The organism is Nocardia cyriacigeorgica (assembly GCF_010858045.1).
Lineage (GTDB): Bacteria > Actinomycetota > Actinomycetes > Mycobacteriales > Mycobacteriaceae > Nocardia > Nocardia cyriacigeorgica_E.
In genome coordinates, this window is sequence record NZ_JAAGVC010000010.1 from 82,495 (window position 1) to 106,887 (window position 24,393).

Genomic DNA, 24,393 nt, shown 5'->3' on the forward strand with positions numbered 1-24,393 from the left:
GGCCACTCTAAGGGCAGCGGGTGAGGCCGCGTAACCCTCCCCACAGGCACCGTCTTTAGCACGTCGGCGCCCGACGCGACATGATAGAGACCATGACGCACTCGGATGACGCATCGGATCCCGTCGTCGTTATCGGACCCGAGGGACGCCCCCTGCTGCTACCCAGCGGCAAGGAATCGGGCGTGCCCTACACCGCGCAGGTGGTCTCCGACGGCGACGAGAAGAGCAAGGACTCCGACGAGCGCGATGACTCCGGCGAATCGCTGGCCGACATGGTCGAGCAGCCCGCGAAGGTCATGCGTATCGGCACCATGATCAAGCAGCTGCTGGAGGAGGTCAGGGCGGCACCGCTGGACGACGCCAGCCGGGCCAGGCTGCGCGAGATCCACAAGTCCTCGATCCGCGAGCTGGAGCAGGGCCTGGCCCCGGAGCTGCGCGAGGAGCTGGAACGGCTGACGCTGCCGTTCACCGACGAGTCGGTGCCATCGGACGCCGAACTGCGCATCGCCCAGGCCCAGCTGGTCGGCTGGCTGGAGGGCCTGTTCCACGGCATCCAGACCGCGCTGTTCGCCCAGCAGATGGCGGCTCGTGCCCAGCTCGAGCAGATGCGCCAAGGTGCGTTGCCGCCGGGCGTGCACGCGGGCGACCAGCGGTCGGCCCAGCACGGCCACACCATGGGCGGCACCGGCCAGTACCTGTAACCCAAGCAGAGCGTGGACGGTAGTGCTGGCGGGGCCCGGTACGCCTCGGCCGAGTAGTGTCGAGCACCGTGCCCGCCGCTGCCGCTCGCCCCGACTCGGTTTCCGATGTGACTAACGAACAGACCTCAGAACCCACCGTCACCGCGCCCGCCGAGCCTGCCGAACCGCTGGTCTCGGACTCGCAATCGTTCGCCCGCGCGTTCAAGGACATGCGCGACGGCTTCGGTCAGCGCGAGCTGTGGCTATCGCTTGGCTGGCAGGACATCAAGCAGCGCTACCGGCGCTCGGTGCTCGGCCCGTTCTGGATCACCATCGCCACCGGCGTGCAGGCCACCGCCATCGGCATCCTGTACGCGGCGCTGCTCGGGCAGCCGCTGCGCGAATACCTGCCGTACGTGGCGGTCGGGTTGATCGTGTGGAACGTCATCCAGGCCAGCATTCTCGAGGGTTCGGATGTGTTCATCGCCAACGAGGGCCTGATCAAGCAGTTGCCCTCGGCGTTGAGCGTGCACGTCTACCGGCTGGTGTGGCGGCAGTTCTTGTTCTTCGCGCACAATTTCGCGATCTATTTCGTGGTGCTGATCGCCTTCGGGGTGTGGCAGAACCTGCATTGGACGGTCGTCTTCGCGATACCTGCGTTGCTGCTGATCTTCGCCAATTCCATGTGGGTGTCGATCCTGTTCGGCATCTTCAGCACCCGCTACCGCGATATCGCGCCGATCCTCGGCAGCATGACGCTGATGTTGTTCGTGCTGACGCCGGTCATGTGGAACACCAAGAGCCTGCAAGAGCAGGGCGGCGACGTGGCCGATCGGGCCAAGCTGGCCGAAATCGTGCCGACCTTCCACTACCTGGAAATCGTGCGCGCGCCGCTGCTCGGCGATGATCAGCGGCTCTATCACTGGGGCATCGTCGGCGCGATCACCGTCGTCGGCTGGATCGCGGCCGTGTTCGCCCTGAAGAAATTCCGTTCGCGCGTGCCGTACTGGGTATAGGAGCCGATGCAACGATGACCGATCATGTGAGCATCGAAACCCGCAACGCGTGGGTGGAGTTCCCCATCTTCGACGCGAAATCGCGGTCGTTGAAGAAGGCGTTCCTCGGTAAGGCCGGCGGCGCCATCGGGCGCAATCAATCCGACGTCGTGGTAGTCGAGGCGCTGCGCGACATCACCCTCTCGCTCAAGGAGGGCGATCGGATCGGCCTGGTCGGGCACAACGGCGCAGGCAAATCCACGCTGCTGCGGCTGCTGTCGGGAATCTATGAACCCTCCCGCGGCAGCGCCCGTATTCGCGGCCGGGTCGCGCCCGTGTTCGACCTCGGTGTCGGTATGGACCCGGAGATCTCCGGATACGAGAACATCATCATTCGCGGCCTGTTCCTCGGCCAGACGCGCAAGCAGATGATGGCCAAGATCGATGAGATCGCCGATTTCACCGAACTCGGCGAATACCTGTCGATGCCTCTGCGCACCTACTCCACCGGTATGCGGGTGCGGCTGGCGATGGGGGTCGTCACCTCGATCGACCCGGAAATCCTGCTGCTGGACGAAGGCATCGGCGCGGTCGATGCGGAATTCATGAAAAAAGCCCGGCTGCGCCTCCAGAAATTGGTGGCCCGATCCGGCATCCTGGTCTTCGCCAGCCATTCCAACGAATTCCTCGCCCAGCTCTGCGATTCGGCCCTGTGGATCGATCACGGCCAGGTCCGGCTGCACGGCGGTATCGAAGAAGTGGTGCGGGCCTACGAAGGCCCGGAGGCGGGTAATCACGTCGCGACCGTCCTTGCCGAATTGGAAGCCGAGCAGGCCGCCGATGACGCCGAACGAGAACTGGAGCCGAACCAGACATGAGTGAGCCGACCGGGAAGAACACCCCGATCGCTGCCGGGGCGTCCCCGGTCGAGTCCGCGACCTCCGCCGAACACCCGGCAGTCGATACCGGCGCGACCGCTCGCATCGTCGCCGTCGTCGTCACCCACAAGCGGCGCGAACTGCTGGCCGAATCGCTGAAGGTGCTGGCCACCCAGTCGCGGCCGGTCGACCATCTCATCGTCGTCGACAACGGCAACGAACCGGAGGTCGCCGAGCTGGTGCGGGATCAGCCGGTGGAAACCACCTACCTGGGCTCGGCCCACAATCTCGGCGGCGCGGGCGGATTCGCGCTCGGCATCCTGCACGCGCTCAGCCTCGGCGCCGATTGGGTGTGGCTGGCCGACGACGACGGCAGGCCAGAAGGCCCCGAGGTGCTGGCGACGCTGCTGGACTGCGCGGGCAGGCACGGGCTGGTCGAGGTCTCGCCCGTGGTCTGCGATATCGACGAACCCGATCGGCTGGCTTTCCCGTTGCGCCGTGGCGTGGTGTGGCGGCGGCTGCGTTCGGAGCTGGGCGAGGAGGATTTCCTGCCGGGTATCGCGTCGCTGTTCAACGGGGCGCTGATCTCGGCGCAGGCGATCGACGTCATCGGGGTGCCCGATCTGCGGCTGTTCGTGCGTGGTGACGAGGTCGAGGTGCATCGGCGCCTGGTGCGCTCCGGGCTGCCCTTCGGCACCTGCCTGCAAACGGCCTACCTGCATCCCAATGGCGCCGCCGAGTTCAAGCCGATCCTCGGCGGCCGGATGCACACCCAGTACCCGGACGATCCGGTGAAGCGCTACTTCACCTACCGCAACCGCGGCTACCTCATGTCGCAGCCGGGGATGCGGAAGCTGCTGCCGCAGGAATGGATTCGTTTCTCCTGGTTTTTCCTGGTGACCAGGCGCGACCCGGCAGGTCTGCGGGAATGGTTCCACCTGCGCAGTCTGGGGCGGCACGAACAGTTCGGGAAGCCGGACTGAGTTCGGATCGCGCCCGGCGGCGTCGTGATCCTCGTCCGGCGCGGCGCGGACGGTACCGGTCCGTCCTCGGCGACTGCTCATGAGGCGGGCGCCATCGGCCGGTGGTTCGGGTCACCGGAAGCTCCCGGCCGTGCGGGAGTCGAGGTCGCCCGGATCCGGCGCAGCACCTGGCGACCCGGGTGCTCATGCGAGGCGTCGGAGGCGGAGCTCGTGACGGCGCCGGCTCAGTGGTGCGGACGCCCGGGAAATTCGGTTGCGCGGGCAGCGGTCGGCGTGTGAGAGTAGGCGCCGAGCTTCGAGGAGAACGAGGAGGTGGAGTTCGTGGTGATTGTCGCGCGGTTTGTCGTGTCCGCGTCGGCTGTGCGGGTGCACGCCGGCGGGCCGAACTCCATCTCGTACTCAACTCGCTGAGCCCCTCGTCGTGGGCTCGGCCCCACGGAGGTTCTCTCACCATGGTCGATTACGACCTGCTCATTCCCTACGGCTGGACCGACAGCGTCCGGCTCGACTACACCGCACATCTGGCGCCCGGCCACGTACCCGCCAGGGTGATCCGGATGGACCGCGGCGAATGCGATGTCGCCACACCCAGCGGCCTCGGCCGCGCGATCTGCCCACGCTCGGATCCCGAGATCAGCGGACTGTGCACGGGTGACTGGGTGCTCGTCGACGCGACGATGACCGTGCGGCGGCTGCTGCCGCGACGCTCGGCGATCGTGCGCACCACCGCGTCACGGGATTCGCGCGCCCAGGTACTCGCCGCCAATGTCGACACGGTACTGATCTGCGCGCCCGCCGACGGTGACGTCGACCTGGGCCGGATCGAGCGGATGCTCGCCCTGGCCTGGGAATCGCACGCGCAACCCGTCGTCGTGCTCACCAAAGCCGATGCGGCCGAGTATCTTCCGCTCGACGAGGTGCGGGCCGTCGCGCCCGGTGCCGCCGTCGTCGCGGTCAGCGCCACCAGCGAGTACGGGCTCGATGTGCTCACCGCGCTGCTCGACGGCACCGTCGCCCTCATCGGCGCGTCCGGTGCGGGTAAGTCGACGCTGGCCAATGCGTTGCTCGGCGCGGAAGTGTTCGCCACGAACGACGTTCGCGCGGTCGACAAGAAGGGCAAGCACACCACCGTGCACCGCGAGCTGCGTCCACTCCCCGGCGGCGGCACGCTGATCGATACGCCCGGTCTCCGTGGCGTCGGTCTCTGGGACGCGGCCGAGGGTCTCGAACGCACCTTCAGCGATATCGAAACCCTGGCCACCGACTGCCGCTTCACCGACTGCGCGCACGATGCCGAACCCGGCTGCGCGGTACGCGCCGCCATCGACAGCGGTGAACTCACCGAGCGACGGCTGGACAGCTACCGCAAGCTCGCCCGCGAGAACGAGTGGATGGCGGCGCGCAGCGATAAGCGGTTGCGGGCCGAGCGCGAGAAGGCGTGGCGGGATATCAGCAAACAGCACCGCCGGATGTTCCGAGAGAAGAACTCGCGGCGCTGAACCGCGCAACGGGGTCACCGGTAGTGGGTGGCCCCGTTGCCGGCGGTCGTTCGCCTCGGCCGGATTCACCGGGGCACGGGCGTCCGCGGCAATCGTTCGGCGGGCCGCCGAGGTGGCCGACCCGGTCCTCCTCCGGCAGCACCGGGGCACGGGCCTCCGCGGCAATCGTTCGACGGGCAGCCGAGGTGGCGGGCACCGTCCATCGTCCGGCAGCACCGGGGCGCGGGCGATCGCGCTCTGCGCGTCCGAACCTCGACTGATCGGCCCGGTTCAGCGTTGCGCTCTCGTGCCCGACCAGCGGAAACAGCTGATCCCGGATAGCTGGAGCGAGTGTGAGGCACAACACTGGCGCACCCTATGCAACTGGTTGCATAGGGTCTGGGTTTACGCTTAATGTCGAGAAGCGGATGGCCGCGGTACTCGCAACCGCGGCGGACACGACAGGAGCAGTCAATGACCGAATCGAAGCCGCTCGCGGGTAAGACGCTGATCATGTCCGGCGGCAGCCGAGGCATCGGGCTGGAGATCGCCAAGCGAGCCGCGGCCGACGGCGCGAACATCACCCTGATCGCCAAGACCGACAAGCCGCATCCCAAACTGCCAGGCACCATCCACACCGCCGCCGCCGAACTCGAAGCCGCCGGCGGCAAGGTGCTGCCCTTCGTCGGCGACGTGCGCATCGACGAATCGGTCGCCGAAGCCGTGCGCCAGACGATCGAGCAGTTCGGCGGCATCGACATCGTGGTCAACAACGCCTCGGCCATCGACCTCTCGCCCACCGACGCGCTGCCGATGAAGAAATACGACCTCATGCAGGACATCAACTGCCGCGGCAGTTTCCTGCTGTCGAAGCTGTGCATCCCCGCGCTGCGCGAATCCGCCGCGGCCGGGCGCAACCCGCACATCCTCACCCTCTCGCCGCCGCTGAACCTCGACCCGAAGTGGGCGGGCTCCTCGCTCGGCTACACCATCGCCAAGTACGGCATGTCGCTGACCACCCTCGGCCTGGCCGAAGAGCTGAAGTCCGACGGCATCGGCGTCAACTCGCTGTGGCCGCGCACCACCATCGCCACCGCCGCGGTGAAGAACCTGCTCGGCGGCGAGGAAATGGTCGCCACCTCCCGCACCCCCGACATCTACGCCGACGCCGCCTACCTGGTGCTGACCTCCCCCTCGACCGAAACCACCGGCAACTTCTTCATCGACGACGACGTCCTCGCCGCCCACGGCATCACCGACCTGGACAAGTACCGCGTCACCCCGGGCGATGGCCCCCTGACCACCGACCTGTTCCTGTAGCGGAGCCGGGCTGGATCCCGGAGGCAAGCCCAGCCTCTACCATTCCCCGCCGCACCGGTCCCGATCCGGCCGGGGCCCGGCTCACCCAGCTCGGACCGTAGGCAGCGAGTAGTCCGGCAGCGAAGTCAGCGCGAGCCAAGTCGGTGGCTGACAGCCCGGTGAGGAACGCACGGCCGGGTCAGGTGGTGGCCTCCGAGGTCCACGGCATCGTGCACACAGGAATACCGCAGTAGCCGATCGGTTTTCGGGCAGGCATCGGCCATGGAGCGCCGGGCCGTGCGCGGCCCGGCGCTCGAGGACTAGATGAGCAGCAGGGGCAGGACGCTGAGCAGGATCAGCAAGGCGGCGCAGGCCCAGGAAATGTAGACGAAGACCATGCCCGGGGTCTTCTGGGGGCCCGGGCCGATGGCGCCGTTGAGGAAGATCAGGGCGGGGGCGCGGTAGTAGAGGCGCGCGGCCTGGCCTTCGGCGACGGGGACGGCGGTGGTGGCGGGGCCCATGTCGAACAGCCAGGGAGTGCTGACCTTGACGTGGTGCTGGCCGGGGCCGACCGGGATGTGGTTGGCGCCCCAGAGGGTGTTGGGCACCTGCTGGCCGTTGACGATGATCTTCGGTTTGGTGATGGCGAGCAGGAAGGCCAGCGGAGTGTAGGAGGCGTCGACGGTGAGGCCGGGCGGGTCGCCGGGCATGCCCTGACCGGCCGCGGGAGCCTGCGCGCCCGGGCCGCCGTACGGCATGGGCGGCTGAGCGCCTGGCATCGGCGGACGACCCTGTGGCGGCATGCCCTGCGGCGGTTGACCATACGGCCCGCCCTGCGGGAACTGCGGTGCCCCATTCGGCATCGGCGGACGGCCTGGCATCGGCTGACCAGGCGCCTGCTGGCCCGGCATCGGATGGCCCATCGGCGGTTGACCCGGCATCGGATGACCGGGCGACTGGCCCGGCATCGGCTGACCCATCGGCGGCTGACCGTACGGCGGAGCACCCGGCGGCGCGTACTGCGGCGCACCCCCGAACTGCGGCTGACCTGGCACCGGCTGCGCCTGCGGCGGCCCCGGGTAACTCATCGATTCCTCCCAAGATCGGTAACGTGCACGCGCACCCTACCGAGGTTTCGCCGGTGGCTCATGTCGAGAGCGGCGGGCCGGCTTCGTCTGATCACTGCCGCAGCCGCCGTCGAGGCGGCTCGAGCTCACTAGTACCTACCCATCTCGGGCGAGCTCGAACCACAAGATGACTGCGCCGGCTGCGTCCGATTCATGCCGCGGCCGCCGTGAAGCAGCCCGGGCACACCGGTATCTACCCGTCCAGGGCAGGCTCGAACCACGAGAGGGCCGCGCATCGCGCCAAAGCACGCCGGCACTGTCTACGGCGAATCACACTCGGATACCGACACGGAGATACCGAGTCCGACCATGGCAATCACGGCGATCCACGACCCATCCCGAAATGTAGCGGCACGCCGAAACTCCATCGGCGACAACCGTTGTCATCCGGCCGTCACCGATGGTTCCGCACTCAGCGCGCCTCGCGACCTCCGTCGATCCCGTACAACCGCTCCCAATTCTCACGGCTGGTGAGCTCCGGCATCGCCGCCCGGTACTGCTGTTGCAGCGCGGGCAGTTCGCGGCGCAGGCGGCGCAGCACCCGGATGGTGCGCAGCAGCAGTTTGCGCACGGTCGCCTTGTCGCGGCGGCGAACTCGCACACCGGACTGGGAGGCATCGGTGACGACGACGTGGTCGAACAGCGACACGTGCCACCAGTGCGCGTCCTCGCGGGTGACGCCGACGATGCCGTGCTGGGTGCGCCCGGTCCACTGCGTGATCGCGCGCTTGACCAGCACCGCGAGCAGCCGGCTCGGCTCACCACCAGCGCGCCGGACCTGGATCTCGGCGGAGGACACCGGCGGCGTGGCGGCCGGATGCTTGATGGTCTCGGCGAATTCGGCGCGGCTGGTGCGGGCCGCCGCCAGCGCCTCGATGCCGCCGTCGCGCAGCACCTGCGGGCCACGCAGGAAGTCCTCGATGCCCTGCAACGTGGTGTGCGCGAGACCGTACTGCATGGCCACCAAATGCTCGGCCAGGTTGCGGAACAGCTGCCGGGTGATCGCCTTGCCGTCGAGATCGGTGTGCATGGCGCACACGATCAGCGAGTTGCGGGTGCTGAAGTAGCGGGCCCAGTCGTCGAAGTCTTTCCAGTAGAAATCGGCGTGCCAGACCGCGGCATTGGGCAGCGTCACCGTGACGAAGCCGTGCTCGCGGGCGCGAACGCCGTATTCGACGTCGTCCCACTGGAAGAAGATCGGGATCGGCAGCCCGATCTTCTTGACCACCTCGGCCGGGATCAGGCAGGTCCACCAGGCGTTGTAGCCGGCGTCGACGCGGCGTTCCTGGTTCTTCTTCAGCATGCTGGTGTTGCGCAGGGCCTTCGGCACCTTCTGCCCGTGCATCAGCTTGTCCAGATGCACTTCCTCGGCGCCGACGTTGAGGTAGTCGGGGTTGAGCAGGAACAGCATCTGTGCGCCGACCAGCGTCGGTTCCACGGTCAGATTGGCGAAAGCGTTGAGCCGCAACACCGTTTCCGGCTCGCACAGGATGTCGTCGTCCATCAGGATGACGTCGGCGTGCTCATTGGCGCCGGACACCTCGTAGAGCCCGCGGGTGAACCCGCCGGCCCCGCCAAGGTTGGGCTGACGGATGTAGCGCAGCTTGTCACCGAAGACGGGCAGCGTCTGCTGGAACAGCGGCCGGTCCTGTACCAGGTCGGTGCCCTGATCGACCACATACACCGCATCGATGGCGGCGAGCACGACCGGATCGGAGGCCAGCGCGGCGACGGTGTGCGCGCAATCCTCGGCCCGGTTGAAGGTGCAGATCGCGATGGCGACCGGACGCACCCGCTCCGGTGCGGCGGTGGTCCAGGTGAGTTCGGAGATGCCGAGCTCGGCGCCGACCGCGTCGAACTCCAGCCACAGCGCGCCACCGTCGACGTACTGGTCCAGCGGCGCGGACAGGGTCAGCGGACCGCTGGCATCGACGTCGGCGCTGGCGATGATGCGCCGGTGCCCGGCGATATCGGAGGCGACCAGCCGCACCCGCGCCTTGTTCGCCACCTCGAGCATCATCGTCGCCTCGACCGCGGTGACGGTGGTCCAGCGCTGCCAGTAGCTGGCCGCGAACCGCCCGAAATAGGTGTTGGTGTGCGCGAGGGCGCCCTTCTCCAGCCGCAACGCCTGCCGTTCCCGCGTCGAGCGGCCCTTGACCACGGCGTACAGCTCATCGCTTACCTTCGGCGACGGGCCGGTGAAGATCCCTCGCTGCAGCACCAGTCGATCGGGCGCCGGGTGGGAGGCGACACGCAACGCGTCCGGCGCGACGTCCGCGCGATCGTTCGTTTCGGTAACGGCCTGGGTAGCCGACTGGTCCATGAAGTCCTCGAAATTCCTCATTGTGCCGACGGGACAGACATGTCCCTGCATACGGTTCGCGGCGGGAGCGAGGATATCAATCGCACACGCCGTAAGCCCGCCGAGTAGCTACCCGGCCGGCCGGTCGGATAACCCTGCTCATTCGGCGCCGACCCGTTCCGGAGCGGGGGCGCTCTTGCCCACGAAGACGAACTTGTCGTAGGCCCAGTAGCGGAACACCACGGCGACGATCTGGCCGATCAGGGTGCCGGAGATGTTGTCCGAGAGCGCGCTGGAGAGATCCAGCACATAACGGGAAAAGCCCAGGCAGCCCAGCTGCAAGCCGATGGCGATGACGTTGAACACCGCGTACAGCAGGTACTCGCGCCCTGGGTTGTCGGTCTTCTTGTGCGAGAAGGTCCACCACTTGTTGCCGAAGTAGGTGACCACCGTCGCGACCGCGATCGCGATGATCTTCGCGGGCAGCGGTGCGTGATAGAGCACACCCTCCCCACCCCAGAACACCAGCAGGTTGTAGGTGCCCGCGTCGACCAGGAAACCGATGGCACCGACCACCAGGAACGCACTGCCCTGACGCAGCGCGGTGAACACTTTGCCGGTCAACGACGCGGGCGCCGCAGGCGCTGACTGCGGTGCGGGACTCGTCGGCTCACTGGGTGACACTCGGGCGACGGTACCGCAGGCACCTCGCTGGGGCGTTTGCCCGCGCGCACCTGTAATCTCCCGGTGTTCCCATTCACAGCCGACCTCGAGGATTGACCCGGGTGGATCCCACCGAGCTTCGCATTGCCGCCGTGGTCCCTTGCCACAACGAAGAGGCTTCGGTCGCCAAGGTCGTCACCGACCTGCAGGCCGCCGTGCCGGGCATCGTCGTCTACGTCTACGACAACCTGAGCACCGACGCCACGGCCGAACGCGCCCGCGAAGCCGGTGCGATCGTGCGGGCCGAGCACACCAAGGGCAAGGGCAATGTGGTTCGCCGCGCCTTTGCCGACATCGAGGCCGATGTGTACCTGATGATCGACGGCGACGACACCTATGAGGCGTCGGCCGCACCGCTGATGATCAAAACCCTGCTCGACGGCCCCTACGACCATGTGCTCGGCGTGCGCAAGCAGGACGAGGGCGCCTCGGCGTACCGTGCGGGCCACGAGACCGGCAACAAGGTGCTCAACGGCGTGGTCGGCAAGGTGTTCGGCGAGAACGTCGAGGACATGCTGAGCGGGTTCCGGGTGTTCTCCCGCCGTTTCGTCAAGAGCTTCCCCGCCGTCTCCCGCGAGTTCGAGATCGAGACCGAGCTGACGGTGCATTCGCTGCATCTGCGGGTGCCGCAGACCGCGGTCCCGGTGGGTTTCCGTGATCGCCCGGCGGGCAGCGAGAGCAAGCTGCGCACCTACCACGACGGTTTCAAGATCCTGGCGCTCATCATCGGGCTGGCGCGGCACGAGCGGCCGGTCGCCTTCTACGGCCTGTTCGGCACGTTGAGCTGGCTGGTGTCGGTGATCCTGACGATTCCGATCGTCATCGAGTTCTACGATTCGCACACCGTGCCGCGTTTCCCCACGCTGTTCCTGGCCTTCACCCTGCTGCTGCTCGGCAGCCTGGCCTGGACCGCGGGCATGATCCTCGACGGCATCCGCCGGTCGCGGCATGAAACGGCGCGACTGGTCTACCTGCGCTATTCGGCTCCCGGGGAGGACCCGCGTCCCGGCGAGGCCGGACGTTGACGACCTCGGCCGACCGGAAATCCGCAGCCTCCGAGGAACCGGCCGACCCCGAGACCCCCACCGCTGACACCGGCGACGCGGCGAAGTCCGAAGCCGCGAGCCCGGCCGCGTCGTCGCGCCCCGAGAAGTCCTCGCGGACCGCGAATCCCCTGCGCCGCACCGCCGACACCCTGATCGCCAGGTTCGGCGCCGCGACCCTCGCCTTCACCATCCTGGCGGCCCTGTTCGGCGCCGTATTCGCGGTGATCACCCCGCCGTTCTGGGGTCACGACGAGATCACCCAGTTCGGGCGCGCCTATCAGGTCGCGCACGGCGGCTTCCTGCCGCAGGAAATCGATGACGATCGCGGCGTCGCCTACGGCGGCCAAGCGCCCGCGGCCATCGACGCGCTGATGGGCTACGCCTTCCGCGACTACAACGACAACCCGGAAGAGCCGGGCGCGATGGTCGGCGACCCGGGCGGCTACGACCGCGTCGGCGGCGCCGAGGTGACCGCCGAGCACAAGACGATCTGGTTCACCAACACCGCCGCCTACTCGCCGGTGCCTTATGTGCCGGCCGCGATCGGTATCCGGCTGGCCGGGGTGCTCGATCTGGACGCGGGCGGCATGGTGCTGCTGACCCGGCTCGCCGGTCTGCTCGCCTATCTCGTGGTGGCCGGATTCGCGCTGTGGGCGTTGCGCGGCTATCGCGTGCAGTGGCTGGCTTTCAGTGTGGCGTTGCTGCCCATCGCGGTGTTCCAGGCGGGCACCGTCACCGCGGACACGATGACCAACGCGCTGGCCATCATGGTCTCGGCGCTGCTGGTCAAGGCACTGTTCCTCGGTCGGGGGCTGGGCCGGGTGGAGACGACGGCGCTGCTCGCCGCGACGGTGCTGCTGCCGTTGAGCAAGCCCACCTACGTGCTGCTGGCCATGCTGGTGGTCCTGGTTCCGGCGAAGCGCTTCGGTTTCTCGGGCCTGCTGCGCCGGCTGCCGTGGCTGTGCGCGGCCATCGGCGCGGCCGGGTTCGCGGTGTGGATGAAGATCGCCGCGCCGACCGGTGACGGCATGAGCCTGATGCGTCCGCGGCACCAGTGGTACACGGTGAATCCGGGCGAACAGCTCAGCGGCATCCTGCGTGACCCGTTCGGTTTCCTCGGCGTCTTCGGCGAGAGCATCGCCCGCCGCGATCAGGAGTGGTTCACCGAGTTCTTCGGCGAGCTCGGCTTCGGGTACGTGGATGTGCCCGCGATGTCGATCGTGACCTGCCTGCTGGCGTTCGCGGTCGGTCTCGGGATCGCCGAGCGGATGACGACCCCGGATTTCCGGCGCACCCTGATCGTGGCGCTGACGCTGGCGGCCAGCGTCGCGATGATCTACGTGACGCTCTACATGTCGTTCACGCCGGTCGATTTCTACATCATCGATGGTGTGCAGGGCCGCTACTTCGTGCCGCTGGCCATCCTCACCTTCGCGGTGCTGCTGCGCTGGATGCCGTTGCGGCTCACCGGCCCCGGCGGTAAGGCGCCGGGCCGCGCGGCGCCGATCACCATCGTGGCGGCCACCACGATCGCGCTGGCCGCGGCGGCCATCAAGTACTACGTGGTGGTCTGGGGCTGAGCGCGGCAGCTCAGTTCGGGCTGATCGTCGTCTCGCCGGCAGCCGCGTACGCGCGTTCGGTGCTCTCCTTGTGCGGGCGCCACCAGTCCTCGTTCGCGCGGTACCAGGCGATGGTGTCGGCCAGGCCGGCCCGGAAATCGGCGTAGCGGGGGCGCCAGCCGAGCTCCTCGCGCAGCAGGCTCGCGTCGATGGCGTAGCGCTGATCGTGCCCGGGCCGGTCGGTGACGTGGTCGAAATCGTCGGGGTCGCGGCCGAACGCCTCGAGGATCAGCCGCACCACGGTCTTGTTATCGAGTTCGCCGTCGGCGCCGATGAGGTAGGTCTGCCCGATGCGGCCGCGTTCGAGCACATCCCAGACCGCGCGGTTGTGGTCGTCGACGTGGATCCAATCCCGGATCTGATGGCCCGCGCCGTACAGCCGCGGCCGCACCCCGTCGATGAGATTGGTGATCTGGCGCGGAATGAACTTCTCCACGTGCTGGTACGGGCCGTAGTTGTTGGAGCAGTTGGACAGGGTGGCGCGGATCCCGAACGAGCGAGTCCAGGCCCGCACCAGCAGATCGCTGGCGGCCTTGGTCGCCGAATAGGGGCTGGACGGGTTATAGGCGGTCTCCTCGGTGAAGGCCGGATCCGCGGCCTCCAGGTCGCCGTACACCTCGTCGGTGGAGACGTGGTGGTAGCGCACGTCGTGCCTGCGCACCGCCTGCAGCAGCGAGTACGTGCCGATGATGTTGGTCTGGACGAACGGCCAGGGCTCGGTGAGCGAATTGTCGTTATGCGATTCGGCGGCGAAGTGGACCACCGCGTCGACACCGCTGACCAGTTCGTCGACCAGATCGAGGTCGGCGATGTCGCCGTGCACGAAGTCGATGCGGTCGGCCACGGGCGCGAGCGAGGCTCTGTTCCCAGCGTAGGTGAGCGCGTCGAGCACGGTTACCGTGACGTCGGGCCGCTCGGTCACGGTCTGCTGGACGAAATTCGCCCCGATGAACCCGGCACCGCCGGTTACCAGCAATCGCACCCCACTTACCTTACGTCGCCGCGAGCGGGCTCCGGGTACCGCGGGCATGGGCGAATTGCGAAGATAGCCGAGACGGATGGATGTGTCCTTGCTCGCTTTGAATTCCGATTCAGCGAAACACCGCCTCCGCGAATCCCCTGGAAACGCCGCCCAGAAGTACACATTTCCAGAACCGCACCGCGCTAAACGCGCCCCCGGTGAACAGAATTTGAACGAACGGACACAGCCGGTTCACCCATCGTTAGCTGAATTCGATTTCGATCATTTCGTCCCCTCCGAACGCTTTACATCGAGGTTCCAGAAATGCTGATGAGGAAATTCGCCGCGACTTCGGCGCTCGTGATCGCCGCGCTCGGCGTCACGGCCGGCACCGTCAACGCCGCGCCCGCCCCCGAGACCGCCGTCAACTTCACCGCCGAGAGCACCGAGTCGTCGACGATCATCACCACCGATGCCGGCTCGCTGGTCGTCGAGGACAACACCTTCAAAGTGAAGGCGAGCAACGGCACCGTGCTGGCCGGAACCCCGCTGTCGTTCCGCGTCGACGATTTCGAGTTCCCGATCGCCGCCGACATCTCCGGCCGCACCGCCACCCTGACCCCGCAGCTGGACATGGCCAAGGCCGTCTACAAGCCGGTCGCCCTGCCGTTCGAGGACCAGGCCAACTGGAAGTCCCCTTATGACCGGGAGAAGGACGCCTTCAACCGGATGAAGGACACCATCAGCACCGGCGCCACCATCGCCACCCTGGTCGGCGGCATCGGCGGCGCGGCCGTCGGCTGCGTGCTCGGGGGCATCGCGGGCGCCACCGTCGCCTCGGCCACCATCATCGGCCTGTTCGGCCCGTTCATCCCGGCCGCCGCGGTCGGATGCATCGGCGGCATCCTCGCCGTCGGCGCGCTCGGCACCCTGGCCGGCCAGATCCTGATCACCGCGCCCGTCGCGATCGGCGCCGCGATCCAGTACTTCACCACCATCAACCAGCCGTTCAACCCGCCGGCCAAGTAATTCTCCGACGGTTCCCTACAGCAGGTGACCCCGTCCGGTTCCGACCGGGCGGGGTTTCTGCGGTGATGGCCGAATATTTGCCCGCGAAATTACGGAACGTATTTCGGATCACATTGTTGCGGTATTCCTATCGGGCGGATTCGGCACGTGTGCGGGATTGTTCACCCACGGTTCACGCGGTACGCACGTGCTCGGCCTGTTCGATTCTTGCTCGAATGAATCGTGAGGCGCGCGCCAGGGCCGCCCGGCCCTCGGGCAGATTCGGCGCGATGCTCATGAAATCGTGCACCGTGCCACGCCAGAGCTCGAGCGAGTTCGGCACGCCCGCCGCGGTGAGCCGCCGGGCCATGAGCTCGCTGTCGAAGCGCAGCAGCTCCTGTTCGGCCGCGATCAGCAGGACCGGGGGCAGTCCGGTCAGTGTCGCGTTGACCGGGGACAGCTTCGGATCGAGTACGCCGGCGACCTCACCGCCGAGCCGCACCACCGCCGTCAGCGCCGCCAGCGGGATGTAGGCGTCGCGCGCGGTCTTCTCGTACTCGCTCTTCGCAGCGTAATCGAGATCGAGCAGCGGGCTGAGCCCGAGAATCCCGGCCGGCGCGGGCAGACCCACCTGTAGTGCGGCGAGCACGGTGGAGAAGGCCAGCAGACCGCCCGCCGAATCGCCTGCGATGACGATGCGCGCGGGATCGACGCGGTGGCGCAGCAGCCAGCGGTAGGCCTCCAGGCAGTCGGCCAGCGATTCGGTGATCCGGGTCCCGGGCAGCTGCCGGTACTCGACGTTGACCACCGGCAGCCCGGTCCGGCGCGCCAAGCCGGCCACGACGGGCCGGTGGGTGCGCAGCCCACAGATGGCGAAGCCGCCACCGTGGAAATACAGCACCGCACCGTGGCGCAGCGCCCGCGATGCTCCGGCCGGACGGACGATCTCCATCCGGAAACCCTTCATCCTGACCTGTTCGCGGTCGATGCCCGCGGGCTCCGGGCGCAACATCGACAGGCCGTCGATCAGGGCCGCGCCGACGGGCAGCGTCATCCGGTTGATCGGGAAGCTGCGCAGCACCGGTCGCACCACACCTCGGAAGGCTGCCTCGAAGACGCGTCCCGGCGCACTCGGACCGCCGGGATTCACCACGATGCCCGGTTCTTTTGTCGCACCCATGGCGCACCTGCCTCCGCTGGGGCGTCGAACCCCGGCCGGACGGCAGCCCGGATGAGCGTCGACGCTGACGTTCACACCGATCACCCGGCGCCAGTTCAGAAGCAAGTATGTTTCACAACTCGCCGCCCCGGCACACCGCGTGACCGCTATCTGTGCAACAACAGTGCCCGAATCCGCTGTTCCCCATACCTGGTACCCGCACTCCGTAACCGTTTCGAACAGCACTCGGAATCTGCTCGATGCCTGGGCCGGCCGTCGGCCGCACCCGAACGTCGCGGCCGCAGGCGGTCGAACCGGTCGCCCTCATCCCCCGATGCCCTGGCAGACTGTGCAGACATGCGCGGAATCATCTTGGCCGGCGGCACCGGGACCCGGTTGCACCCGATCACGCGCGGTGTCAGCAAGCAGCTGGTCCCGGTCTACGACAAGCCGATGGTCTACTACCCGCTCTCCACGCTGATGCTGGCCGGGATCCGCGAGATCCTGGTGATCACCACCCCGGAGGACGCGGAATCGTTCCGCCGCCTGCTCGGCGACGGCACCCAGTTCGGCATCACCATCGACTACGTCGTCCAGCCCGAACCCGACGGCCTGGCCAGGGCCTTCGTCCTCGGCGCCGACCATATCGGCACCGACTGCGCGGCGCTGGTGCTCGGCGACAACATCTTCCACGGGCCGGGCCTCGGCACCAGCCTGAGCCGGTTCGCCGGACTGGACGGTGGCGCGGTCTTCGCCTACCGCGTATCGGACCCCTCGGCCTACGGCGTCGTCGAATTCACCGACGGCCGAGCGGTATCCATCGAGGAGAAGCCGAAGGTCCCGCGCTCGAATTTCGCGATCCCCGGCCTGTACTTCTACGACAACGATGTCGTCGAGATCGCCCGCGGCCTGCGGCCATCGGCACGCGGCGAATACGAGATCACCGATATCAACCGGGCCTATCTGGAAGCGGGCAAGCTGCACGTCGATGTGCTCGCCCGCGGCACCGCGTGGCTGGACACCGGAACCTTCGACTCGCTGCTCGATGCCGCCAACTACGTGCGCACCATCGAGGAACGCCAAGGCCTCAAGATCGGCGTGCCGGAGGAGGTCGCCTGGCGGATGGGCTATATCGACGACGAACAGCTGTGCGTGCTGGCCGATCCGCTGGTCCGCTCCGGGTACGGCAGCTATCTGCTCGATCTGCTCGAGCACGGACAAGGTTGGTGACATGCAGATCACGGAGATGTCGATCCCGGGCGCATGGGTGTTCACCCCGCGGCTGCACAGCGACGAGCGCGGGACGTTCGCCGAGACGTTCAAGGCCTCCGAGTTCGAGAAGGCCACCGGCCGGCGCTTCGATCTGCTCCAGGTCAACACCTCGGTGTCGGCCGCCGGGGTACTGCGCGGCATCCACTACACCGAAAACCCACCCGGTCAGGCCAAATACGTGAGCTGCGTGCGCGGCGCCTTCCTCGATGTGGTGGTGGATCTGCGCGAGGGCTCGCCGACGTTCGGGCGCTGGGACAGCGTCGTACTCGACGATGTGCACCGCCGTTCGGTGTTCCTGTCCGAGGGGCTCGGCCACGCGATCCTGTCGCTGGCCGACGATTCCACCGTAACCTATCTGTGCTCGCTGGAATACTCCCCCGAATTCGACCATGATCTGGACGCTTTCGATCCGCAGCTGGCCATCGACTGGCCGCGCACCGATCGCGACGGCCGTCCGCTGACCTACCTGCGCTCGCCGAAGGACGCCGCCGCGCCCCGCCTCGCCGATCGCTGAGCCCGCCTCGCCGGGCAGGCCTCAGCGGACGTTGGCGCGTGCGTCATCGATCGCGGTGCGCGCGTCCACCGCCACCGCCCGGATACTGTCGAAAGCCGCCCGGTAACGGTCGATTTCGTGCGATTTGTCCAGGTAGACCGGCCCGGTGAAGGCCTCGACGTACACCACCGGCGGTTCCGGCGCACCCGCCCCCGGATCGAGCGCGGGGAATTCCAGCAGCACGAACGGCCCGGACTCGATGCCGCGGTGGTACTCGGCATCCGAGGGCACCACCTGGATGCGCACATTCGGCAGCTCGCACATCAGCCGGAGATGGTCGAGCTGGCCCGCGGTCACCGAACGATCGCCCAGCGGCCGCCACAGCGCGGCCTCGCCGATCAGCACATCCAGCCGCAACGGCGCTTCGTCCCTGGTGAGCAGGGGCTGGCGGGCCATCCGCAACCGCACCCGGCGCTCGATATCGGAATCGGACAGCTCCGGGCGCGCGGCCCGCAGCAGCGCGCGAGCATAGGCCTCGGTTTGCAGCAGGCCGGGAATCAGCTGGTCCTCGTAGGCGTACAGCCGCGCGGCGGCCTCCTCCAACCCGATGTAGACGTCGAATCCCTCACCGATGACGTCGCTGTAACCGGTCCACCATCCGCGCGCCTTGGTCTCCTTGGCCAGCGCGGTGAGCGGTGCGACGGCCTCCGGCGGCGCCCCGTACACCTTGCACATGGCCTCCACATCCAGGCCGCGCAGTGAGGTCTGCCCGGTTTCGATGCGCCAGATCTTGGCTTCCGACCATTCCAATTGCTGCGCCGCGGCGCGTGTGGTCATCCTCGCCCGGTTGCGCAGATCGCGCAGCTGCCTGCCGAGGCGCCGCCTCGGCATGGTCGAGCCGGTGGTCCCCTGTGCTGCCACTGTTCCCCCTTGTTAGACGAACGGCATTGTTCCACAAGGAAACCGGACGGCAATACCAGGGATGTCACAGATAGGACAGGTGTCGCTTGCAGGACAATCACTTACGTGAGCCGCCGCGGCGGAACCGCCAGAACTGCACCGCGCGAACGTCTTCGGAGAGCTGGTTGACCGGCTCGGCCACGTCGGACAACGCCTGGAACAGGTCGTCGGCCAGATCGCTGATGTGCTCGACGCGAGTGGCCAGCCGGGAGGCGTTCACCAGGAACTCCAGCACCAGGCGCACCGAGGCGGCGATGCTCAACCCCAGCGGCACCGCGATCAAGGCGGCGAAGATGCCGAGCAACGCCGAGGCCTGCCACATCAGCACCGTCAGCGCGATCGGGATGCCGAAGGCGAACAGCAGCCCGAGCAGATAGGCCAGCGGCAGCAGCGTGCGGGTGACGGGCCTGCGGAACTGCACATCGAGCAGGCCGCGCACGGCGTCGGCGCACCACTGCCGGAACGCGCGCCTGCTGACGAACGGCTCCGGCTGGGTCTCCTCGTCGGCGGCCGCGCCGGAGAACCGGCGGGCCGCGGTCGAGCGCCAGGTGATCCAGCGCGACTCGGCCTCCAGGTCGTCCGGTTGCGGCGACTCGGTGCGGCCGGACTCATCACTCATGCCGGGAATCCTTCCCGCTCCCGGCCGCGGAAACCAGCCCCGACCTCGTCACATCTGCCCCGGTCATAGCCATGCCACCGGCCGATGGGCGCCCTAGCACCGATCGCCATTACTCGCCGGTAAATGAGACGAATCCGACAGTTGTGAAAAATTCTCGGAATCTCGTAACGCTTCGGGCACCTGCCCTCGATACGAACCATGAATGCAGGACCTGATCTGTAACGGGGAATGGAGAAGACAGTGCGCACGACGTTTCCGACTTCCGTCTCGGCGGACGCCATGTCCGCAGCCGCGCAGGACTACACCCAGCGCGGTTGGACGGTCGCCGAAACGGCCAACGGTCTGTGCCTGATCACCGATGACGACCTGTCCGCCATCGAGGTCAGTGGGGAGCTGGCCGCGGAGGTCCGTCGCTTCCTGCGTGCCAACAACCTGTCCGGACCGGTGATCGAGATCCCCGGTACCGAGCGTCGCGAGATCCACCTCGTCACCGGTGCCCGTAAGGCCGCCATGGCGATCGAGGCCATGCGCGCGGCCGGGGTCACCGTCCACACCGACGGTGCGAGCATCCCGCTGCCGCCGACCCAGCTCTCGGCCGGATCGGCCTGCTGGGGCATCGCCCCGGGCGAGGCCCGCTGGCTGCCGCCGGTGGTCGCGATCAGCGCCGCCGTCCGGGCCGCCGCGGCCCGCAAGCGTGGACAGCTCACCAGCGTCGCCTGCTGAGCCGGCACCGCAGACACGGACCAGACCGTCCGATCGACAACTGCACACGGCAGACACCGACCCCGTCGTTCCCTGACGGGGTCTTTGCCGTGCCGCGAAAACCCTTGTGCGCGGGCGGGTTCGCCGCGCGGTAACCCGACGCCGATAATCGAACGAACCAGTCTGTTTTGTCAGTGCCCGGAAAACCTTGGGCGAGCTCGGGATTCGTCGGCCCGGCTGGACGCATTCCGCTCCGCAACCGAGTGTTTGCCGGATAAAATTGACCAGCTTTCGTTTTAAGTCGCTGGTTCGACGACGAGCCTCGACGGTCTCGAATCCGGCTATCTCAGGGGGCGCGCATGCGCGGCAGCGACGGCGAGCACGAACTACAGGAACGTCACGGCACCCAGGACCGGGCCCGGCGCTTCTATGACGACCAGGTCCGCGATCGGCTCAACGAGCAGATGATCGAATTCGTCGGCCGGATGGATATGGCGTTCATCGCCACCGCCGACGCCCGCGGCGAATGCGATGCCAGCTTCCGGGCGGGCGAACCGGGCTTCCTGCACGTCATCGACGCGCAGACGATCGCCTACCCGGAATATCGGGGCAACGGTGTACTGGCCAGCCTCGGCAATATCCACACCAACCCGCACATCGGGATCCTGCTGATCGATTTCCTGCGCGATCTGATCGGCCTGCACATCAACGGCTCGGCCCGCATCGTCGACGATGTCGCGCTGCGCACCTGGGTGCCCGGCCTGCCGCCGAGCCGGCGCGGGCGCGAGGCCCAGCTGTGGGTGGTGGTCGATGTGGAAGAGGCCTACATCCACTGCCGCAAACACATCCCGCATCTGGTGCCCGCCAGCCGTGAACAGCGCGAATGGGGTACCGACAGTGTGCGCGCCAAGGGCGGCGACTATTTCGGAGTCAAGGCGGAGACGGGCGCGCTGGTCGAGAGCTGAGCGGAGTGGGCGGCGCGCTCGGCCCGGCGGCAGCCTCCCTCGCCGGCGGACGCCGTCAGTCCGCCGGCCGTGCCGAGCCGGTCCGCCCTAGTCGATCTTGAAGATGACCATCCGCTGCACCACGAAATTGATCACGGTGGCGGTGCCCTGCGCGACCACGAACGCCAGCGGCAACCGCCACCAGGTGTCGTCCAGTGCCTGGTACATCACCCAGTTGAGACCGACCTGCACCGCGAAGGTCAGCGCGTAGAGCGCCACCACCGCGAGGAAACGGACGCGGCTCGGCGGTGCTTGGAAGGTCCAGCGGCGATTGATCAGGTAAGCGGTCGTGGTGCCCGCGATGAAGCCGATGGCCTTGGCGAGATTGACCTGGAGTCCCAGCGCGTACAGCAGGGAGTACAGGCCGAAGTCGACGATCGCCGACAACCCGCCGGTCAGACCGAACCGGATCACCTGCGTCTTCAGGTCGACGTCCGTGCCGCCCGGCTCGTCGACCAGCGGAAGTTCGACCGGAAGCGGCAGATGGGGTTCGGCACTCACGCGCACGAGAGTAATGGACACCGCCGCGGCCCACCGCGCATCCACCGGCCCGGACCGCGTCCACCGCGCCGGGGCCGCGCGCGTGGCCGACGCCATACCGGCGGGTACGGCGACCCCGGCCGCCCGGTCGGCGATACCTGTAGCCTCTATGCCGATGTCCACGAAAGCTACGACCCCCACCACGACGACCGGTGATGACAGCGTTCCCGCCGCCACCAACGGCGCGGGCCGCGCGTTCGATCTACCGACGCGCACCCGGACGCTCACCGGGTGGGGTCGCACCGCACCTACATCCGCCGAAGTGCTCTCGACCAGCGATCCGGAGCTGATCGCCAAGGCCGTGGCCATGGTCGCCGAGGACAACGACGGCAAGCCCGCCCACCTGCGCCGCGGCATCATCGCGCGCGGGCTCGGCCGCTCCTACGGCGATCACGCGCAGAACGGCGGCGGCCTCGTCGTCGACATGACCGCGCTCAACCGCATCCACCGCATCGACGGCGACACCCACCTGGTCGACGTCGACGGTGGCGTGAGCCTGGACCAGCTGATGAAGGCGGCGCTGCCGTTCGGCCTGTGGGTCCCGGTGCTGCCCGGCACCAGGCAGGTCACCATCGGCGGCGCCATCGCCTCCGATATCCACGGTAAGAACCATCACTCCGAAGGCAGCTTCGGCAACCACGTCCGCTCGATCGACCTGCTCACCGCCGACGGCCAGGTGCAGACCATCTCGCCGAAGAAGAACGCGAAACTGTTCTGGGCGACGGTCGGCGGCAACGGGCTGACCGGCATCATCCTGCGCGCGACGATCGAGATGATCCCGACCGAGACCGCGTACTTCCTCAACGACGGCGTCAAGACCAGGACGCTGGACGAGACCATCGCGGTGCACAGCGATGGGAGCGAGGCGAACTACACGTACTCGAGTGCGTGGTTCGACGTGATGAACCCGCTGCCGAAGCTCGGCCGAGCCTGCCTGACCCGCGGCCGCCTGGCGACGGTGGACGAACTGCCCAAGAAACTGCGCAAGAACCCGCTGAAGTTCGACGCACCGCAGCTGCTCACCGTGCCCAACATCTTCCCGAGCTGGACGGCGAACAAGCTGACCCTCGGCGCTGTCGGCGAGGCGTACTACGCCATGGGCGGCACCTACACCGGCAAGGTGCAGAACCTGACCCAGTTCTATCACCCGCTCGACATGGTGGCGGAGTGGAATCGGGCCTACGGTCCGGCCGGCTTCCTCCAGTACCAGTTCGTGGTGCCGACCGAAGCGGTCGAGGAGTTCAAGCGGATCATCATCGATATCCAGGCGTCCGGGCACATCTCGGCGCTGAACGTCTTCAAGCTGTTCGGCCCCGGCAACCAGGCTCCGCTGAGCTTCCCGATGCCCGGCTGGAACATCTGCGTCGACTTCCCGATCCGGCCCGGCCTGAACGAGCTGGTCACCGAACTCGACAAGCGCGTCCTGGAATTCGGCGGCCGGCTCTACACCGCGAAGGATTCGCGCACCACCGCCGAAACCTTCCACCGGATGTACCCGCGCATCGACGAGTGGATCGCGATCCGCCGAAGTGTCGACCCCACAGGCGTTTTCATGTCCGATATGGCCAGGAGGCTGGAGCTCCAGTGATCAACGCAGTAGGTAACCCGCAGACCATCCTGCTGCTCGGCGGAACGTCGGAGATCGGGCTGGCGATCTGTGCCGAGTATCTGAAGAAGGGCGCCGCCCGGATCATCCTGGCCACGTTGCCGAATGATCCGCTGCGCGATACCGCGGTGGCGCAGATGAAGGCGTCCGGGGCCGAGCAGGTCGATGTCGTCGATTTCGACGCGCTCGACACCGACAGCCACCCCAAGGTGATCGATCAGGCCTGGGACGGCGGCGATGTGGATGTCGCCATCGTCGCCTTCGGTGTTCTCGGCGATGCCGAGGAGCTGTGGCAGAACCAGCGCAAGGCGGTGCAGACCGTCGGCATCAACTACACCGCTGCGGTGTCGGTCGGCGTGCTGGTGGGCGAGAAGATGAAGGCGCAGGGCTACGGCCGCATCATCGCCATGTCCTCGGTCGCCGGTGAGCGGGTGCGCCGCTCCAACTTCGTCTACGGCTCCACCAAGGCCGGCCTCGACGGCTTCTACCTCGGCCTCGGTGAGGCGCTGCGGCCCTACGGCCCGCGCGTGCTCGTCATCCGGCCTGGCCAGGTGCGCACCACCACCACGCTGGAGCATTGGAAGGCGACCGGGGCCAAGGAAGCACCGTTCACCGTCGACAAGGAAGAGGTGGCCGCGCTCGCGGTCGAGGCCTCGCAGAAGGGCAAGGAGCTGATCTGGGCTCCCGGACAGGTGCGCTACCTGATGTCGGTGCTGCGCCACATTCCGCGCCCGATCTTCCGCAAACTCCCGATGTGAGCAGGTGATCGACGGCGGTCGCGGTGCCCTGCGGGGTACGACCAGCGGCTTACCCGCGCGGCCGCCGTCGACTGAAACTTCGAGCCGGCCGGGCTGGGACGTCGAGGGCGCAGAGGCAGCCCACCGGACTCCGGCAGTCGAATGCGCGTGATGGCCACTGGACCTCGGCACGGAGGCGCGC

23 protein-coding genes are annotated in these 24,393 nt (G+C 67.7%); 15 read left to right on the forward strand and 8 right to left on the reverse strand.

Features of this window, described 5'->3' with window-relative positions; all coding sequences use genetic code 11:
- Positions 1-92: 92 nt before the first annotated feature.
- The 6 genes from GV790_RS12520 to GV790_RS12545 all read left to right on the forward strand — a co-directional run bounded on the left by GV790_RS12520 (position 93) and on the right by GV790_RS12545 (position 6,334).
- A complete protein-coding gene (locus GV790_RS12520) occupies positions 93-701 on the forward strand; it encodes a bacterial proteasome activator family protein (protein ID WP_163813528.1) in 609 nt (202 codons plus the stop codon).
- A 107-nt stretch (positions 702-808) separates the two neighbouring features.
- A complete protein-coding gene (gene wzm / locus GV790_RS12525; RefSeq protein ID WP_375139387.1) occupies positions 809-1,696 on the forward strand; it encodes a galactan export ABC transporter permease subunit Wzm/RfbD in 888 nt (295 codons plus the stop codon).
- A 14-nt stretch (positions 1,697-1,710) separates the two neighbouring features.
- Complete coding sequence (gene wzt, locus GV790_RS12530; protein WP_163813529.1) at positions 1,711-2,553, forward strand: galactan export ABC transporter ATP-binding subunit Wzt/RfbE; 843 nt, start codon at positions 1,711-1,713, stop codon at positions 2,551-2,553.
- Positions 2,550-3,536, forward strand: a complete 987-nt coding sequence (gene glfT1, locus GV790_RS12535) for a galactofuranosyltransferase GlfT1 (protein ID WP_178127823.1) — start codon at positions 2,550-2,552, stop codon at positions 3,534-3,536. Before wzt ends, glfT1 begins: the two co-directional genes overlap by 4 nt.
- A 452-nt stretch (positions 3,537-3,988) precedes the next feature.
- Positions 3,989-5,035, forward strand: coding sequence for a ribosome small subunit-dependent GTPase A (gene rsgA / locus GV790_RS12540; RefSeq protein WP_163813530.1), 1,047 nt, complete (start codon positions 3,989-3,991; stop codon positions 5,033-5,035).
- Positions 5,036-5,488: 453 nt separating this feature from the next.
- On the forward strand, positions 5,489-6,334 hold the full coding sequence (locus GV790_RS12545; RefSeq protein ID WP_163813531.1) for an SDR family oxidoreductase: 846 nt from the start codon (positions 5,489-5,491) through the stop codon (positions 6,332-6,334).
- A 299-nt stretch (positions 6,335-6,633) separates the two neighbouring features.
- Here GV790_RS12545 and GV790_RS31060 read toward each other — a convergent pair whose 3' ends face one another.
- The 3 genes from GV790_RS31060 to GV790_RS12560 form a co-directional block, all read right to left on the reverse strand.
- Complete coding sequence (locus GV790_RS31060; protein WP_256673239.1) at positions 6,634-7,401, reverse strand: hypothetical protein; 768 nt, start codon at positions 7,399-7,401, stop codon at positions 6,634-6,636.
- 451 nt (positions 7,402-7,852) lie between these two features.
- Positions 7,853-9,763, reverse strand: a complete 1,911-nt coding sequence (locus GV790_RS12555; RefSeq protein ID WP_175585877.1) for a glycosyltransferase — start codon at positions 9,761-9,763, stop codon at positions 7,853-7,855.
- 138 nt (positions 9,764-9,901) lie between these two features.
- Positions 9,902-10,426 (reverse strand): GtrA family protein, encoded by a 525-nt coding sequence (locus tag GV790_RS12560; protein ID WP_175585873.1) that lies wholly within the window; start codon positions 10,424-10,426, stop codon positions 9,902-9,904.
- Between the two features lie 101 nt (positions 10,427-10,527).
- Here GV790_RS12560 and GV790_RS12565 point away from each other — a divergent pair, with 101 nt between their 5' ends.
- Positions 10,528-11,490 (forward strand): glycosyltransferase, encoded by a 963-nt coding sequence (locus tag GV790_RS12565; protein ID WP_163813532.1) that lies wholly within the window; start codon positions 10,528-10,530, stop codon positions 11,488-11,490.
- Complete coding sequence (locus GV790_RS12570) at positions 11,487-13,091, forward strand: DUF2142 domain-containing protein (RefSeq protein WP_163813533.1); 1,605 nt, start codon at positions 11,487-11,489, stop codon at positions 13,089-13,091. Before GV790_RS12565 ends, GV790_RS12570 begins: the two co-directional genes overlap by 4 nt.
- Positions 13,092-13,101: 10 nt before the next feature.
- Here the strand turns inward: GV790_RS12570 and rfbB are convergent, their stop codons facing one another.
- Complete coding sequence (rfbB, locus tag GV790_RS12575; protein WP_163813534.1) at positions 13,102-14,112, reverse strand: dTDP-glucose 4,6-dehydratase; 1,011 nt, start codon at positions 14,110-14,112, stop codon at positions 13,102-13,104.
- A gap of 303 nt (positions 14,113-14,415) precedes the next feature.
- Between rfbB and GV790_RS12580 the strand changes: the two genes are divergently transcribed.
- Positions 14,416-15,120: a hypothetical protein gene (locus GV790_RS12580; RefSeq protein ID WP_036531823.1), complete on the forward strand. Its 705-nt coding sequence runs from the start codon at positions 14,416-14,418 to the stop codon at positions 15,118-15,120.
- Between the two features lie 172 nt (positions 15,121-15,292).
- On the opposite strand, the gene GV790_RS12585 is transcribed toward GV790_RS12580, so the two are convergent.
- Complete coding sequence (locus GV790_RS12585) at positions 15,293-16,279, reverse strand: alpha/beta hydrolase (RefSeq protein ID WP_178127826.1); 987 nt, start codon at positions 16,277-16,279, stop codon at positions 15,293-15,295.
- A gap of 336 nt (positions 16,280-16,615) precedes the next feature.
- Between GV790_RS12585 and rfbA the strand changes: the two genes are divergently transcribed.
- Positions 16,616-17,488 (forward strand): glucose-1-phosphate thymidylyltransferase RfbA, encoded by an 873-nt coding sequence (gene rfbA / locus GV790_RS12590; protein WP_163813535.1) that lies wholly within the window; start codon positions 16,616-16,618, stop codon positions 17,486-17,488.
- A gap of 1 nt (position 17,489) precedes the next feature.
- Positions 17,490-18,044, forward strand: a complete 555-nt coding sequence (locus GV790_RS12595; RefSeq protein ID WP_163813536.1) for a dTDP-4-dehydrorhamnose 3,5-epimerase family protein — start codon at positions 17,490-17,492, stop codon at positions 18,042-18,044.
- A gap of 21 nt (positions 18,045-18,065) precedes the next feature.
- On the opposite strand, the gene GV790_RS12600 is transcribed toward GV790_RS12595, so the two are convergent.
- A complete protein-coding gene (locus tag GV790_RS12600; protein WP_280213280.1) occupies positions 18,066-18,944 on the reverse strand; it encodes a helix-turn-helix domain-containing protein in 879 nt (292 codons plus the stop codon).
- Positions 18,945-19,041: 97 nt separating this feature from the next.
- The gene (locus tag GV790_RS12605; protein WP_163813537.1) at positions 19,042-19,602 is read right to left on the reverse strand and encodes a DUF4282 domain-containing protein; all 561 of its coding nucleotides are present in this window, start codon (positions 19,600-19,602) and stop codon (positions 19,042-19,044) included.
- A 240-nt stretch (positions 19,603-19,842) separates the two neighbouring features.
- Between GV790_RS12605 and GV790_RS12610 the strand changes: the two genes are divergently transcribed.
- Positions 19,843-20,325 (forward strand): hypothetical protein, encoded by a 483-nt coding sequence (locus tag GV790_RS12610; RefSeq protein ID WP_163813538.1) that lies wholly within the window; start codon positions 19,843-19,845, stop codon positions 20,323-20,325.
- Between the two features lie 338 nt (positions 20,326-20,663).
- A complete protein-coding gene (locus GV790_RS12615) occupies positions 20,664-21,269 on the forward strand; it encodes a pyridoxamine 5'-phosphate oxidase family protein (protein ID WP_163813539.1) in 606 nt (201 codons plus the stop codon).
- 87 nt (positions 21,270-21,356) lie between these two features.
- On the opposite strand, the gene GV790_RS12620 is transcribed toward GV790_RS12615, so the two are convergent.
- On the reverse strand, positions 21,357-21,815 hold the full coding sequence (locus GV790_RS12620) for a GtrA family protein (RefSeq protein WP_163813584.1): 459 nt from the start codon (positions 21,813-21,815) through the stop codon (positions 21,357-21,359).
- 142 nt (positions 21,816-21,957) lie between these two features.
- Between GV790_RS12620 and GV790_RS12625 the strand changes: the two genes are divergently transcribed.
- A complete protein-coding gene (locus GV790_RS12625; RefSeq protein WP_163813540.1) occupies positions 21,958-23,436 on the forward strand; it encodes an FAD-binding oxidoreductase in 1,479 nt (492 codons plus the stop codon).
- Positions 23,433-24,212, forward strand: a complete 780-nt coding sequence (locus GV790_RS12630) for a decaprenylphospho-beta-D-erythro-pentofuranosid-2-ulose 2-reductase (protein WP_163813541.1) — start codon at positions 23,433-23,435, stop codon at positions 24,210-24,212. The genes GV790_RS12625 and GV790_RS12630 overlap by 4 nt, the downstream gene beginning before the upstream one ends.
- Positions 24,213-24,393: the final 181 nt, after the last annotated feature.

Bases quoted from the DNA above. Each gene is read 5' to 3' on its own strand.
- GV790_RS12520 (WP_163813528.1), top strand. From the start codon at position 93: ATGACGCACTCGGATGACGCATCGGATCCCGTCGTCGTTATCGGACCC.
- wzt (WP_163813529.1), top strand. From the start codon at position 1,711: ATGACCGATCATGTGAGCATCGAAACCCGCAACGCGTGGGTGGAGTTC.
- glfT1 (WP_178127823.1), top strand. From the start codon at position 2,550: ATGAGTGAGCCGACCGGGAAGAACACCCCGATCGCTGCCGGGGCGTCC.
- rsgA (WP_163813530.1), top strand. From the start codon at position 3,989: ATGGTCGATTACGACCTGCTCATTCCCTACGGCTGGACCGACAGCGTC.
- GV790_RS12545 (WP_163813531.1), top strand. From the start codon at position 5,489: ATGACCGAATCGAAGCCGCTCGCGGGTAAGACGCTGATCATGTCCGGC.
- GV790_RS31060 (WP_256673239.1), bottom strand. From the start codon at position 7,401: ATGAGTTACCCGGGGCCGCCGCAGGCGCAGCCGGTGCCAGGTCAGCCG.
- GV790_RS12555 (WP_175585877.1), bottom strand. From the start codon at position 9,763: ATGGACCAGTCGGCTACCCAGGCCGTTACCGAAACGAACGATCGCGCG.
- GV790_RS12580 (WP_036531823.1), top strand. From the start codon at position 14,416: ATGCTGATGAGGAAATTCGCCGCGACTTCGGCGCTCGTGATCGCCGCG.
- GV790_RS12585 (WP_178127826.1), bottom strand. From the start codon at position 16,279: ATGGGTGCGACAAAAGAACCGGGCATCGTGGTGAATCCCGGCGGTCCG.
- rfbA (WP_163813535.1), top strand. From the start codon at position 16,616: ATGCGCGGAATCATCTTGGCCGGCGGCACCGGGACCCGGTTGCACCCG.
- GV790_RS12595 (WP_163813536.1), top strand. From the start codon at position 17,490: ATGCAGATCACGGAGATGTCGATCCCGGGCGCATGGGTGTTCACCCCG.
- GV790_RS12605 (WP_163813537.1), bottom strand. From the start codon at position 19,602: ATGAGTGATGAGTCCGGCCGCACCGAGTCGCCGCAACCGGACGACCTG.
- GV790_RS12615 (WP_163813539.1), top strand. From the start codon at position 20,664: ATGCGCGGCAGCGACGGCGAGCACGAACTACAGGAACGTCACGGCACC.
- GV790_RS12625 (WP_163813540.1), top strand. From the start codon at position 21,958: ATGCCGATGTCCACGAAAGCTACGACCCCCACCACGACGACCGGTGAT.